We start from the raw sequence: 12032 nt of genomic DNA on the forward strand, positions 1-12032 counted from the left end.
GCAACGACCCAGGATGCAGGGTAAGCAAGCCGGCTGCCGCCTGCGCCTGGAATGCGACAGACTGCAAAAAACGCGGCCAAACTGCTGAATACGGGGAATGGCGACCGGCATTCTGGCCCATGCAGGATCGCTTGACCATGCATGACTGACAACATTCATGACTGGCGAAAAATATTTCAATTATTTTTCGTCGAAACCCTAAAGTTCCCGAAAGCGCATCCGTAAATGGCTTAGATAGCCGGTAATCCAGCCGGCGAACCTTGCCTCGGTGCTGACATGAAATCGAACGACGTTCTCTCGATGTACGAAAACCTCGCTGGCCTCACCGGCCAGATGAAGCACGCGGCACAGGCAGGCGAATGGACCGCTTTCGACAAGCTGAACGTGCAGGCCAGCGTGGCGGCAGGCGCCGCGATCTGCGGCGTGCCGGCCCTGGACGGCGCCAAGCGCCAGCGCAAGATCGATTTGATCAAGCAGCTGATGGCCAACGACCGCGCGATCCGCGACGTGACCGAGCCGTGGATGGGACAGCTGGACCGCGCGATGTGCGCGCATTGATTTGGTACGGATCTGGATGAAGGCACCTGCGGGTGCCTTTTTTGTTGGCTGAAGGTTCCGTAGGGTGGGCGGCTACGCCGCCCGCGCGTTCAAACTTCCTTCGCTTCGTCGGACGATGTTGGGACTCACGCACTGGTTGAACGCGCGGGCGGGAAGACCCGCCCACCCTACTCTTCCAGATTACTCAGCTTCCCCAGACACCTGCGCTGGAAGCTGTTGAGCCCCTCCGCCACCAGCGCATCGTCCTCCGACAGCATCCCCGCATCGATCAGGATCCGCAGTTTGGCAATATGGTCACCCTGCGCCACCGCCTGCGCCAGGCTCGATCCGCCCGGATCGCCCGCCAGCGCGATCGCGTCGGCCACGTCGTTCGGAAAGTCCCAGTGCGTGGCGATCACCGCCGACAAGGCCCGGCTGCGCGCCAGCAGTTCCGCGCCGAAGGCCGCCGATTTCGGCGCCTTGCCGTTCTGGCAGACCCGGTCGGCCAGGCGGAACGCCACGATCAAGCCGACGTCCTGCATCAGCCCGGCCAGGCAGGATTCGAAAATGTCCGCCGTCAGCCCCGGCGCCATCAGGCTGGCCGCGACCGCGCACTTCTCGGAATGGTTCCAGACCAGCGGCGCCGCACGCCGGGCGAAGCCGGCCTCCTGCATGCGGATCACCGGACGGAAAGCGACCCGGGCCAGCAGCATGCGCAGGCCGTTCTGGCCCAGCAGCATGATGGCCGCGTCCAGCGTCTTGATGGGAGTGATCGGCCGGTAATAGGCGCTGTTCGCCTCGCGCAGCACGTCGGCCACCAGCACCACGTCTTCGGCCACCTGGCGCGACAGCTCGCCGGTGGTCACGCTCTCGTCGCGCAGGCTGCGCAGCAGCTTGGGGATCAGCTCGGGAACGCGCGGCACCAGTTCGGCGGCCACGGCCGGATTCTGCGCCACACTACGGACTTGCTCCAGGATCAGTTGCTCGGTCTCCGCGGGCGCGTCGAACCCGGCCGGGCCCAGCAGCCAGCGGTAATACAGTTCGTCGGCCTGGGCGGCGCCAGATGGCGCATCCGGGGCGCCGGCGTCGAGCTGCGCGGCGGCGGCCACCTGGCTGTCGGCGCTGCCCATCAGACGATTGATCCAGTTTTTCATAGTATGCGGCTGTTCCTGTGCCCAGATTGTAGCGCCTTCAGAAGCCGGAAATGAGAAAAGCGCCCGCAGGCGCTTCGTTCATGCCCGGGCGGGCGCCCAGGCAAGGAATTCGGGAGAGCGAACACCAGGTATCTCCTGGCGTCGCCTCTTGCCGGTTGCATCCGGCGTCCGCTGCCTAAGCTGGCTCACGAACTGCTTCCGGACACAGGCGTTTCTTCAACGTTACCTGGTTTCCGCGCCACGCTATCGGTGGTGGCTGCGCCAGGCCTCTGTGCCGTTTGTGATCTAAACGACCACATTTTTAGTATAACGCAAAAATCAAACTTGTGTAGACGACTCTTGTGCAACTGTTTCAGCTGGTACATGCGCTTTCGCGGACTTGCCCAGTGTGCCCAGGCGCGCCTTCAGGCGCGTCCCCAGGGTGACGGTCGGCTCGACGTGGCGCGGGGCTGCCTTGCGCCTGGCCGCCCGCTTGCGGCGCATCAGCACCAGCACGCCCGCCAGCAGCGCCAGCAGGCCGGCAATGCCGGCGCCCACCTGCAGCCAGGGGAACCCGGCCTCCGGCGGCGGTTCCAGCTTTTTCTTCTTCAGTTTATAGGGCCTGGCAGCCGGCGCCGTCCCCATCGCCACCTGCAGCTGCTTGACCTTGCCCTCGAGCTGGCCGAGCTGCTCGTGCAGTTGCGCGTTCTTCGCGCCCAGGGCCACGCAGGCGTGCTGCTCGGGCTGCACTTGCGGCGCGCAGGCGGCCGGCGCAGGCGAAGGAGCCGGCTCCGGCTTGGGCGGCGCAGTAATAGGAACCGGCTTGGGACGCCTTGGGACAGGAGCCGGCTTGTCGACCTGCACCGGCTCCGCAACCGCGATCCTGGCGGGGGCTGGCTTCACCACGACAGGCACGACCGCCGCCACCGGGATCGGTGGCGGCGCCGGATGCGGATCCGGCGTCAGCCACAAGGTAGCCAGCCGCACGCCGCGCTGCGCGCCGTCGCCGAGTTCCAGGTAGAGGTGCAGGTGGGCCTCGTCGACCGGCTTCAGGGAGGTGACGTGCAGGAATTGCCGGCCGTCGCGCCGCATGACGGAGAAGGTCAGGCTCGACAGCACCGGCGGCATCGAGATATTCGCGCCGTGGTAGACGTTCGGGCTGGCCAGGCGCACCTGCACCGGCGTGGCGGCGTCTTCCAGCATGGTGAGCTCGATGTCGGCCACCAGCGGCTGCCTGATGTAGGAGCTCACGCGCGGCTCACCGAGCTCGGCAGCCTGGACGGCGCCGGCCAGCAGCGCGCAACTGAATAACAATAACAAGGGAAGGCGAAGCGCCATAAGTCGATGCAAGAATGAAGCCTGTTCGTCATTAACGGACATTGCGATAAACTCTTTAATCCCAGCCTTGCATTCGACAGGACATGCCCATGAACAACAGGATTGAAAAGGACAGTTTCGGCCCGATCGAGGTTCCCGCGGATCGCCTCTGGGGCGCCCAGACCCAGCGCTCCCTGCACCATTTCCACATCTCGACCGAACGCATGGCGCCGGAACTGGTCGCCGCCCTGGCCCAGGTCAAGCGCGCCGCCGCCGCCGTCAACCGCTCGCTGGGCAAGCTCCCCGCCGACAAGGCCGACGCCATCATTCGCGCCGCCGACGAAGTCCTGGCCGGCCGGCACCCCGAGGAATTCCCGCTGGCCGTCTGGCAGACCGGCTCCGGCACCCAGAGCAACATGAACATGAACGAGGTGCTGGCCAACCGCGGCTCCGAGCTCATTGGCGGCGAGCGCGGCGAGAAGCGCCTGCTGCACCCGAACGACCACGTCAACATGGGGCAATCGTCGAACGACATCTTCCCCACCGCCATGCACGTGGCGGCGGCGCTGGCGGTGGCGAAAAACCTGTTGCCGGCATTGTTGCAGCTGCGCTCGACCCTGCTGCGCAAGTCGCGCGACTTCGAGGACATCGTCAAGATCGGCCGCACCCACCTGCAAGACGCCACGCCCCTGACGCTGGGCCAGGAATTTTCCGGTTATGTCGCCCAGCTCGAGTTCGCCGAAAGCGCGATCCGCTCCACCCTCCCCGGCCTGCTGTCGCTGGCTGCCGGCGGCACGGCGGTGGGCACCGGCCTGAACGCCCATCCGGACTTCGCCCCGCGCATCGCCGCCGAGCTGGCTTCGCTCACGGGGCTGTCGTTCAAGACCGCGCCGAACAAGTTCATGGCGCTGGCCGGGCACGACGCGCTGGTGTCGAGCCACGGCGCCCTGAAAACCCTGGCCACGGCCCTGATGAAAATCGCCAACGACGTGCGCTGGATGGCTTCGGGGCCGCGCTCGGGCCTGGGTGAAATCACGATTCCCGAGAATGAGCCGGGCAGCTCGATCATGCCGGGCAAGGTCAATCCGACCCAGTGCGAGGCGCTGACCATGCTGTGCTGCCAGGTATTCGGCAACGACGTGGCGATCACGGTCGGCGGCTCGCAGGGCAATTTCGAGCTGAATGTGTTCAAGCCGATGATCGCGCACAACTTCCTGCAGAGCGCGCGCATGCTGGCCGACGGCATGCGTTCCTTCGACACCCATTGCGCCCAGGGCATCGAGCCGAATCACGCGCGCATCGGCGAGCTGATGGAAAAATCGCTGATGCTGGTGACCGCACTGGCGCCGCACATCGGGTATGATCGCGCCGCGCAAATCGCCAAGACCGCGTCCCACGAGGGCCTGACCCTGCGCCAGGCCGCCTTGCAGTCTGGTTTTGTGGACGAGCAGCAATTCGACCATTGGATCGTGCCGATCGACATGACCCGGCCGGATGCGGTCGAATAAGCCCCCACCCTGAGGAAAGTATGCAAAAAATAGTGTTCGATTTGACCGAGGAATTCGTCGAGGTCAACCAACTGCTCAAGCTGGTCGGCCTGGTCGACAGCGGCGGCGCCGGCAAGCACCTGGTTGCCGGCGGCGGCGTGAAGGTCGACGGCAAGAAAGAGTTGCGCAAGACCGCCAAGATCCGCGCCGGCCAGACCGTGACCCTGGGCGACGTACAGATCCGCGTTCAATAACTGCGCATGAATGGCGGGCTTATGTTTGCGCGCTAACAAACAGAACGGGGCTTCCTTGTTTATATTTTAGCCATCAGGTATCGACAAATATCAACGGCTAAAGGTGAAGCGATGGAAACCCCGAACCGCTGCGCGCAGTCGCAGTCGCAGGATCAGCTCATCGGAGACTTGCGTCTGGTGATCGAAAACGCGGAAGAATTGCTCAAGAACACCGATCACTACACGAGCGTGCTCTACCAGACTGCGCGCGCCAAGCTGGCGCTGGCCCTGGAAGCGGCGAACGAAGAACTGGCGCGTTTCGAAGACGCCCAGCTCGAGCGCATGATGGCCGCCACCCGCGCCGCCAACGAGCGCTACCAGGACTATTCCGGCGAGCAGCGCATCCTGCGCGCTTTCCACTAAGCTTTATCTTCCGGCAAGCCGTCCTCAGTCCAGGACGATGGCGGCCACCACGCCGCGCCTGAACCAGGCTTGCAGCATGGCGCCGATATCCGCTGCGCCGCTGCCCTCCCCGCATGCCAGCATGGCGTCGATCGCCGCGCCGAAGCTGGCGCCCGCCGCCAGCCGCTCCAGGGCGGCAGCTTCCGGCACGCACAATTCCACCACGTCCACCTTCCAGCGCGGCCGCACGACCAGCGCCACCGATGGCGCATGCACGCTCGATGGCAGGGCCGGCCCATCCGGCTGGTGCGCCTGCCAGAGCGCAGCGGTCGCCCAGGGGCTGCGCAGCAGCGCCACGGACGGATGCAGGATGAAGCGGGCCGCCTCGAGCGCTTCCGGCGCGAGCCGGGCTAGCGCATCGATCCCGGGCGGTTCCACGTCCGGCGCCAGGTAGGCGCGGTGGACGGCCCATTCCAGGCGCGCCATGTCCGGCATGTAGGGCAAGGACGCGGCCGGGGCAAAACCTTCAAGGAAATCCGCGAACCTGTGGCCGAAGCCTGCCAGGTCCGGATCGAGCGAAGGAACGGCCTTGCCGTAGGCGCGCGCGAGGCCCCCGAAAAATTCCTCGCCGACGAGCTGGCGCACAACCGGGTAGGCATCCGCCAGCGCGCGCTCCCAGCCGGCGCCCAGGTTGCCGCGGTAGAGCGCCAGGCGCCCTGCTCCACCCTCGATCAGGAACGGCGCAAGGCTGGCTTCCTGCCGGTGGTCGAACAGCGCGTTGCCGAACTGCTGCTGGACGCCGGCAAGCGCCTCGTCCGCCGTGCCGGCCTGGCCTGCCTCCCGCGGCTGGAAGGGTGTCAAGACCGCCAGCGGGTAGTTGCCTGCAATCCGGTCGGCCTGCGCAGCCTCGCCCAGGAGGACCTCGAGCGGCGGGATATCGGCATCCCACTCGACCAGGGTCGGCACGCGGCCGAAGCGCTGCAAGGCGGCGCGGTACAGTTCCCAGACGGCGTCGCTGACCGCCGCGCCATGGTGGTCGACCAGCGCCAGCGGCGTTTCCAGGTGGCCGGCCAGGTGGATTTCGCCGACACTCCCCCTTGGGAGCGCGGCGATGGCGGCCAGCGCGTCTTCGCCATGGTTGTGCTGGTTGACGTAGAGATTGTTCACATCCAGCAGGATGGCGCAGCCGGTGCGGCGCGCCAGCTCGGCCAGGAATGCCGCTTCGCTCATCGCATCGGCGCGAAAGCGCACATAGGTCGAGACGTTTTCGACCAGCAGCCGGCGCTTGATCGCATCCTGCACCCGATTGATGCGCTCGCTCACCAGGGCCAGCGCGGCATGGTCGAGCGTGACGGGCAGCAGGTCGTTGAGCTGGCGGTCGGCCAGCGCGCCCCAGCTCAGGTGTTCGGAAACGAGGAAAGGATCGACGGCCTCGACCAGTGCGCGCACGCGTTCCAGGTGGGCGAGGGAAAAGCCGCGCGCCGAGCCGAGGCCGAGCCCGACGCCATGCAGGCTGATCGGGTAATCCTGGCGCAGTTCCTTGAGGACGTGCCAGTCCCAGCCGGCGCGGGCCAGGTAGTTTTCGCTGTGGACTTCGATGAAGCCGACCGCCGGGCGCCCGTCGAGGAAGGCGCGGCAATGCGGCGTGCGCAGCCCCACGCCGGCCTTCACAGCCGCGTCCGGGGCGCGCATGGGATTAATTCTTCGGTTCGGCTTTGGCTGGCGCGGCCTTGTCTTGCGCGACCCGGCCCGCCTCGAGCGAACCGCCGAGCTTGGTGCAGCTTCCCTTGGCAACGTACTTCCACTCGTTCGGGTCGTTGTCGGTCCTGGCGGCAGCCGAGCAGCCGTGGGTGGAGGTGCCGCAATCGTTCTGGCCGGCCTTGGCGACGCCGTAGCAGGCTTCCTGGTCAGCTTTCGGCGCCATGTCCTGCGCGGCGGCTTGGGTGGCGCACACGCTGGCAAGGGCGGCGGCGATCAGGGCGTGGCGGTGGGTCATGCGAATGCTCCAGTGCTGGTTGGAAGCCGACAGTATTTATCAGGTGGGGGAAAGATGCAAGGCGGAGGTTGTGAGCTCGCGTCCGCTCAAGCCGTCGTATCGATCTTGTTCCCCAAATGCGACGGCAACTTCGCCGACTGCACCGCGGGCAGCGCCTCGAGCAGCTGGGTGGCGGTCGCCGCCTCGATCTGCTGCGCCTTCTTGAAGACGGCCAGGCTCACTTCCTGACGGGTGCCGGTTTCGGCGATGCTGGTGGACAGCTTGGCAATGCTCGACACATCCATATCAATCTCCCATTGAGGCGTATCCACCGTTATCGGCGGTCCCAACCGGAACTTTAGGGCAATCGCGCATCCAGCCGGCCAGCCACTCCAGCACTTGATCTGGATCATTCAAGTCCAGCCAGGCCCGCCCTTCCAGCCCCTCGGGACGCGCCGCGTCCGACACCACCGCGACGATGTCGGGATCAGTCGGGTAGAGCGCCGCCTTGCCCAGCAGCGGGCGGTACACCTCGAGCTTGGGAAAGCGTTCCCATTTATAGCCCTCCACCAGGGTCAGGTCGCCTGGCGCCAGCCTCGCCAGGTGCTCGGCCAGCGTGGGCTCGGCCTCGCCGCGCAGCTCGCGCAGGATGGCCACGCGATAGGGAGACGCGATCATCACCTCGGCCGCGCCGGCCATGCGCAGGCGCGCGCTGTCCTTGCGCGGCGGCTCGAGCTCGATGTCGTGGTGGCTGTGCTTGACGATGTTCACGCGCAGGCCCTGGCCCGCGAGCCGGCCCACCAGGTGTTCCAGCAGCGAGGTCTTGCCGCTGCCCGACCAGCCGACCACGCCCAGCACCGGGCCCCGGACTTCAGTAGGCGACACGGTAGCGATAGCCACGGAAATTCATGATGGCCGCCTTCGGCAGCAGGCGTTCGAGCACCAGCCCGGGCGCGACTTCTTCGCCTTCGCGGCGCAGCATCTTGTCGACCAGGAGCAGGCGCTCGGCCGGATTGGGCGAATAGATATAGCCGCCGAAGGCCAGTTTCGGCAGCTCGCGCTGCAGCGCTTCGGGCAGCGACTGCACCGGTCCGACGCTGTCGTCGGCGCTCGGCGGGGCCGCGGGCAGCACGGCTGCGCGCGGGGCCTCAAACACCGGCTCGACGGTTTCCGCGCGGCGCGGCTCCGGCTCGACGGCCGGGGCAACTGGTTCAGGTTTGATGCGGGCCGGCGCTTGCTTCGGTCTGGCAGGCGCGGGCTGCTCAACCGGTTCGGCCGGCACGGGAACGGGAGCCGGAACCGGAGCCGGCACCTGAGCCGGCACGACCAGTGCGGGCGCCGGCGCGCCGGCCACCTGCACCGGCGCGGCCGGCGGCGGCTGGCGCAGCAGGAAAACCGCCCCCGCCGCCACGACCAGCGCGCCGGCGCCCAGCCCGATCAGCAGCGGCTTGCGGTTGCCGTTCGATGCGGGTGGCGCATACGAAGGGCTGGGCGCGTGGATGGTCGGGGCGTTGCCGAGCTGGCGCTCCGCCTGTGCCTTCTTGAGGGCTTCGAGGATATAGGACATGACTAGTTTCCGGTGCGGGCCAGCAGGCGCGGCTCGGGCACGCCGGTGAGCTGGTTCAGGCGCATGTAGGTGCGCGGGCCGGCCACGCCGTCCGCCTTCAGGTTTTGCGCGGCCTGGAAGCGCCGCAGCCCTTCGCGTGCATTGGCGTCCAGCGCGCGCCCGGCCTGCGGGGCCGGGGCCCGGTTCAGCTGCGCCAGGCGCGCGGCCAGCCAGTCGGCGTCGGGACCATGGTCTCCTTCGGACACCTGCTCGCGAAAACCGCGCGGCATGCGCCAGAAGGTCGTGAACTCGCCGCCGAAACGGGCGACGAAGGTGGCCAGGTCGATGCGTTCGCGGCGCGCACCGGCGCTCAGGGTCACGCCATGCGCGTCCATTGCCGACAGCACGGCGTAGCCCGTACGCGGGCCGTCGTGCAGGGTGACCACCGCCGGGCGGTCGAGCAGACGCAGTTCGTACAGCCCGCCGCGGCCCTCGTGGCAGCGCAGGTTCTGGCGCAGCGCGGCCTCGCAAGGATTGCCGGCCGCCAGCGGCTGGCCCCACAGCGCCGCCAGCTCGCGCAGCGCGTCGGCCTCGATGGCCTGCACCGGCGGCACGGCCGCACCCGCCGGCCTTGTCGGCTGCGCCGCGACGACGGGCGCCGCCTCGCGCGCCGGCATGGCCTGCCACGCGGCGGCGCTGATCGCTACCGCCGCCAGCACCCCGCCCACGACCAGCGGCAGGCGCAGGCGGCGCGGGCCGGGTTCGCCGGCAAACACTTCGCTCGCTGCCTTGTCCAGGATGGGGCGTGTCACCTGCGGGCTGTTCTCGACATAGGCGCCGAGCAGCGCGCGGTCGCACAGCAGGTTGATACGGCGCGGCACCCCGTGGGTCAGCGCGTGGATGGCGGGCGTGAGCGCGGGCGGAAACGGCTGGCCGACGGCCCCCGCCACCGCCAGCCGGTGGGCGACATAGGCGCCCGTCTCCGGCATCGACAAGGGCCCCAGGTGGTAGCGCGCGATCACGCGCTGGGCCAGCTGTTCGAGCTCGGGCCGGGCCAGCATGGTGCGCAGTTCCGGCTGGCCGATCAGGATGATCTGCAGCAGCTTGCGCTCGCTGGTTTCCAGGTTGGTCAGCAGGCGCAGTTGTTCCAGCACCTCGGCCGACAAATTCTGGGCCTCGTCGATCACCAGCACGTTGTTCAGGCCCTGGGCATGGGAGTCGAGCAGGTAGCGGTTGATGGCATCGACATAGCCCTTGAGGCCGGGCGTCGCCACGCCCATCGGCGTGCCGGCGGGGGGCAGCTCGATGCGGAACTCGTCGCACACGCTCAGCAGCAATTCCTCGACGCTCAGGCGCGGGTTGAAGATATAGGCTAGATGGCAGTTCTCGGGGATCTGCTCGATGAAGGAGCGGCACACCGTGGTCTTGCCGGCGCCGATTTCGCCGGTCAGCAGCACGAAGCCGCCGCCGCTGCCGACTCCATAGAGCAGGTGGGCCAGCGCCTCGCGATGGCGCTCGCTCATGAACAGGTAGCGCGGGTCCGGCGCTATCGAAAACGGCGCGCCCTTCAGCTGGAAATAGTGGTTGTACATGCGTGGCTAGCGAACCGGCGGCGATTTGAACTTCGCGCAGTATATTTTGCTTTTGTCATTCATGTAGGCGATCGTGCTGCCCGGGTTCGATACGCGCAAGGGAAACGGCGTCGCGTCAAGCGGCTTATGGACGATGCCATGGGCAGCCCGGATGCCCTGTTCCAGCTCTTCCGGGGTGGCGTCGGTAATTGCCGCGATGAATACCAGCGCGCTGCTGTCGTCGCTGACCATGACTTCCTTCACCTCCGCGCCCCATAACGTGGCATCAAGCTTGAACCACCAGGCCCCGCCCTCGCGCTTGTAGGCCGGGCCGAAGGCGGTGGTGAGATAGTCGTGGAAATAGCGGTTGTCGAGGTGGCTGCGGCACAGCAGCGCATTGCCGATGACCGGCCCGAAGGTCGAGGGCATGGCCTGCGCCGCCCCGCAGGTAGAGGCGAGCAGGATTGAGCCGGCAAGCGCCCGGCGCCAGGTGGCCATGAAGGAATCAGAGCCTGGACAGCCAGGCGCGGTTGGCCGCGATCCTGGCCTTGACCGACGCAGGCAGGGCTTCGAAGCAGCCAGGATGCTGCTTGAGCGCGTGCTCGCGCACTTTCTTCTGCATGCCATTGACGATGAAGACGTAGACGGCCGCCCCCTCGCCGTTCGTGCGGGTGCCCATATAGCGGATCACGGGAATTCTCCTTGCATGGCCCCATTATGACATCGCCCGGCCCGCTCCTGCCACCCGGCAGGGCCAGGACCGCTCACGGCGCGCTGCTGCGGATCGCGCGGTAGGCGTCGCTGTTGCGGTCGAGCCACGTTTTGACGAGGGCCCGGTTGTCATGCCGCCAAGGGTGGAAGGTCGGCGAGAAATACTGCAGCACCGGCCCGGCCATGTGCCAGGCCAGGCCGCGCCGCCCGAACCACATGCGCGCGGCGCTCAGCCAGGTACCCGGTTGCCACAGGGCACCGTCGCGGTGCAGGTTATGCAAGGTCTGGATGAAGTTATCGAACCAGAACACCAGGCTCACGTGCACGAACCACAGCACCCGGCGCCAATAGCCGCCGCCCGCGGCGCGGTAAACATCGAAGGCCACGCCCTTGTGCTCGAGTTCCTCGACCGCATGCCACTCCCACAGGCGGCGCAGCGCCGGCTCGGCATCCGCGATCCATTCGGGGTGGCGCAGGATGCCGTCGGCCAGCATGGCGGTGTAGTGCTCGAAGGCGCAGGTGACCGCGACCTGGCTGCGCACGTCCAGGCGCGCGACCCGCCTTACCCGCCACAGGATGCACTTCTCGGTGACGAAGGCCAGGTTCTGGCGCGCCAGTTCGGCGTTGTACTGGATGTGCACGTGGCGGTGGGTGGCTTCCTGGCCGACGAAGTCCTTCACCTCGGCGCGCAGCACGGGATCCTCGATGCACTCTTCGGGCACGGCGCGCAGGCTGTCGATGAACATCTGCTCGCCGATCGGGAAGGTCATCGACAGCGCATTGAACCACTGGCTGCGGTAGGCGTCGCCACCGAGCCAGCGGCGGCCGAAGCCCTTGCCCAGGTCGAGGTCGAGCTTGCGGACGGTGAGTGATGACATGGCGGCTTCCCGGTGAAAGATGCGCCGACTATAGCACCACTGCCGCAGTCAAAACACCGGTCCACACAGGGAAAAACCGGCCTTTTGGGCAGGTTCCTCCCCGATCATGCGGGGTGCTTAAAAATGGTTCATCACGGATTTCCGGGAAACGCGGCTTTGATCTTCAGGAAAAAGAAGTCGCTATCCCGGTAGCCGTAGGCCATTCGCTTCATCACTTTGATGCGGTTATTGATGCCTTCGAG

Annotated in this window: 16 protein-coding genes; 4 read left to right on the forward strand and 12 right to left on the reverse strand. The window is 66.9% G+C overall.

The window, feature by feature from the left end; translation table 11 throughout:
* Window positions 1-276 precede the first annotated feature (276 nt).
* Window positions 277-558: a flagellar protein FliT gene (locus tag AC56LR_RS19215; protein ID WP_489874000.1), complete on the forward strand. Its 282-nt coding sequence runs from the start codon at window positions 277-279 to the stop codon at window positions 556-558.
* 167 nt (window positions 559-725) lie between these two features.
* Here AC56LR_RS19215 and AC56LR_RS19220 read toward each other — a convergent pair whose 3' ends face one another.
* Together AC56LR_RS19220 and AC56LR_RS19225 are read right to left on the reverse strand one after the other, a co-directional pair.
* On the reverse strand, window positions 726-1691 hold the full coding sequence (locus AC56LR_RS19220) for an HDOD domain-containing protein (RefSeq protein WP_497132713.1): 966 nt from the start codon (window positions 1689-1691) through the stop codon (window positions 726-728).
* A gap of 318 nt (window positions 1692-2009) precedes the next feature.
* Window positions 2010-3008, reverse strand: coding sequence for a type IV pilus assembly protein FimV (locus AC56LR_RS19225; RefSeq protein ID WP_497132715.1), 999 nt, complete (start codon window positions 3006-3008; stop codon window positions 2010-2012).
* An 89-nt stretch (window positions 3009-3097) separates the two neighbouring features.
* Between AC56LR_RS19225 and fumC the strand changes: the two genes are divergently transcribed.
* From fumC to AC56LR_RS19240, 3 genes are all read left to right on the forward strand, one after another.
* The gene (gene fumC, locus AC56LR_RS19230; protein WP_497132717.1) at window positions 3098-4495 is read left to right on the forward strand and encodes a class II fumarate hydratase; all 1398 of its coding nucleotides are present in this window, start codon (window positions 3098-3100) and stop codon (window positions 4493-4495) included.
* A gap of 20 nt (window positions 4496-4515) precedes the next feature.
* Window positions 4516-4728: an RNA-binding S4 domain-containing protein gene (locus AC56LR_RS19235; protein WP_489874004.1), complete on the forward strand. Its 213-nt coding sequence runs from the start codon at window positions 4516-4518 to the stop codon at window positions 4726-4728.
* Between the two features lie 111 nt (window positions 4729-4839).
* On the forward strand, window positions 4840-5130 hold the full coding sequence (locus AC56LR_RS19240) for a DUF883 family protein (protein ID WP_497132718.1): 291 nt from the start codon (window positions 4840-4842) through the stop codon (window positions 5128-5130).
* A gap of 24 nt (window positions 5131-5154) precedes the next feature.
* Here the strand turns inward: AC56LR_RS19240 and bufB are convergent, their stop codons facing one another.
* From bufB to AC56LR_RS19290, 10 genes are all read right to left on the reverse strand, one after another.
* Window positions 5155-6801, reverse strand: coding sequence for an MNIO family bufferin maturase (gene bufB, locus AC56LR_RS19245; RefSeq protein ID WP_497132720.1), 1647 nt, complete (start codon window positions 6799-6801; stop codon window positions 5155-5157).
* Between the two features lie 4 nt (window positions 6802-6805).
* A complete protein-coding gene (locus tag AC56LR_RS19250) occupies window positions 6806-7105 on the reverse strand; it encodes a BufA1 family periplasmic bufferin-type metallophore (RefSeq protein ID WP_497132722.1) in 300 nt (99 codons plus the stop codon).
* 86 nt (window positions 7106-7191) lie between these two features.
* Window positions 7192-7389, reverse strand: a complete 198-nt coding sequence (locus AC56LR_RS19255) for a YjfB family protein (RefSeq protein WP_497132724.1) — start codon at window positions 7387-7389, stop codon at window positions 7192-7194.
* 1 nt (window position 7390) lies between these two features.
* Complete coding sequence (mobB, locus tag AC56LR_RS19260) at window positions 7391-7984, reverse strand: molybdopterin-guanine dinucleotide biosynthesis protein B (protein ID WP_497132725.1); 594 nt, start codon at window positions 7982-7984, stop codon at window positions 7391-7393.
* The gene (locus tag AC56LR_RS19265) at window positions 7956-8651 is read right to left on the reverse strand and encodes a general secretion pathway protein GspB (RefSeq protein ID WP_497132726.1); all 696 of its coding nucleotides are present in this window, start codon (window positions 8649-8651) and stop codon (window positions 7956-7958) included. Before AC56LR_RS19265 ends, mobB begins: the two co-directional genes overlap by 29 nt.
* A gap of 2 nt (window positions 8652-8653) precedes the next feature.
* Entirely contained in the window at window positions 8654-10222 is a 1569-nt protein-coding gene (locus tag AC56LR_RS19270) for an ExeA family protein (protein ID WP_497132728.1), read from the reverse strand.
* A 6-nt stretch (window positions 10223-10228) separates the two neighbouring features.
* Complete coding sequence (locus AC56LR_RS19275; RefSeq protein ID WP_497132730.1) at window positions 10229-10699, reverse strand: hypothetical protein; 471 nt, start codon at window positions 10697-10699, stop codon at window positions 10229-10231.
* 7 nt (window positions 10700-10706) lie between these two features.
* Entirely contained in the window at window positions 10707-10892 is a 186-nt protein-coding gene (locus AC56LR_RS19280; protein ID WP_497132732.1) for a hypothetical protein, read from the reverse strand.
* Between the two features lie 73 nt (window positions 10893-10965).
* Window positions 10966-11790, reverse strand: a complete 825-nt coding sequence (locus AC56LR_RS19285; protein ID WP_497132734.1) for a metal-dependent hydrolase — start codon at window positions 11788-11790, stop codon at window positions 10966-10968.
* 131 nt (window positions 11791-11921) lie between these two features.
* On the reverse strand, window positions 11922-12032 hold a 111-nt coding region (locus tag AC56LR_RS19290), incomplete at its 5' end, for a transposase (protein WP_497132736.1).

The organism is Telluria sp. ZT3P39 (assembly GCF_059685935.1).

Excerpts from the sequence above, each read along its gene's own strand:
- AC56LR_RS19215 (WP_489874000.1), top strand. The coding sequence starts at position 277 with ATGAAATCGAACGACGTTCTCTCGATGTACGAAAACCTCGCTGGCCTC.
- AC56LR_RS19220 (WP_497132713.1), bottom strand. The coding sequence starts at position 1,691 with ATGAAAAACTGGATCAATCGTCTGATGGGCAGCGCCGACAGCCAGGTG.
- AC56LR_RS19225 (WP_497132715.1), bottom strand. The coding sequence starts at position 3,008 with ATGGCGCTTCGCCTTCCCTTGTTATTGTTATTCAGTTGCGCGCTGCTG.
- fumC (WP_497132717.1), top strand. The coding sequence starts at position 3,098 with ATGAACAACAGGATTGAAAAGGACAGTTTCGGCCCGATCGAGGTTCCC.
- AC56LR_RS19235 (WP_489874004.1), top strand. The coding sequence starts at position 4,516 with ATGCAAAAAATAGTGTTCGATTTGACCGAGGAATTCGTCGAGGTCAAC.
- AC56LR_RS19240 (WP_497132718.1), top strand. The coding sequence starts at position 4,840 with ATGGAAACCCCGAACCGCTGCGCGCAGTCGCAGTCGCAGGATCAGCTC.
- bufB (WP_497132720.1), bottom strand. The coding sequence starts at position 6,801 with ATGCGCGCCCCGGACGCGGCTGTGAAGGCCGGCGTGGGGCTGCGCACG.
- AC56LR_RS19250 (WP_497132722.1), bottom strand. The coding sequence starts at position 7,105 with ATGACCCACCGCCACGCCCTGATCGCCGCCGCCCTTGCCAGCGTGTGC.
- AC56LR_RS19255 (WP_497132724.1), bottom strand. The coding sequence starts at position 7,389 with ATGGATGTGTCGAGCATTGCCAAGCTGTCCACCAGCATCGCCGAAACC.
- AC56LR_RS19265 (WP_497132726.1), bottom strand. The coding sequence starts at position 8,651 with ATGTCCTATATCCTCGAAGCCCTCAAGAAGGCACAGGCGGAGCGCCAG.
- AC56LR_RS19270 (WP_497132728.1), bottom strand. The coding sequence starts at position 10,222 with ATGTACAACCACTATTTCCAGCTGAAGGGCGCGCCGTTTTCGATAGCG.
- AC56LR_RS19275 (WP_497132730.1), bottom strand. The coding sequence starts at position 10,699 with ATGGCCACCTGGCGCCGGGCGCTTGCCGGCTCAATCCTGCTCGCCTCT.
- AC56LR_RS19285 (WP_497132734.1), bottom strand. The coding sequence starts at position 11,790 with ATGTCATCACTCACCGTCCGCAAGCTCGACCTCGACCTGGGCAAGGGC.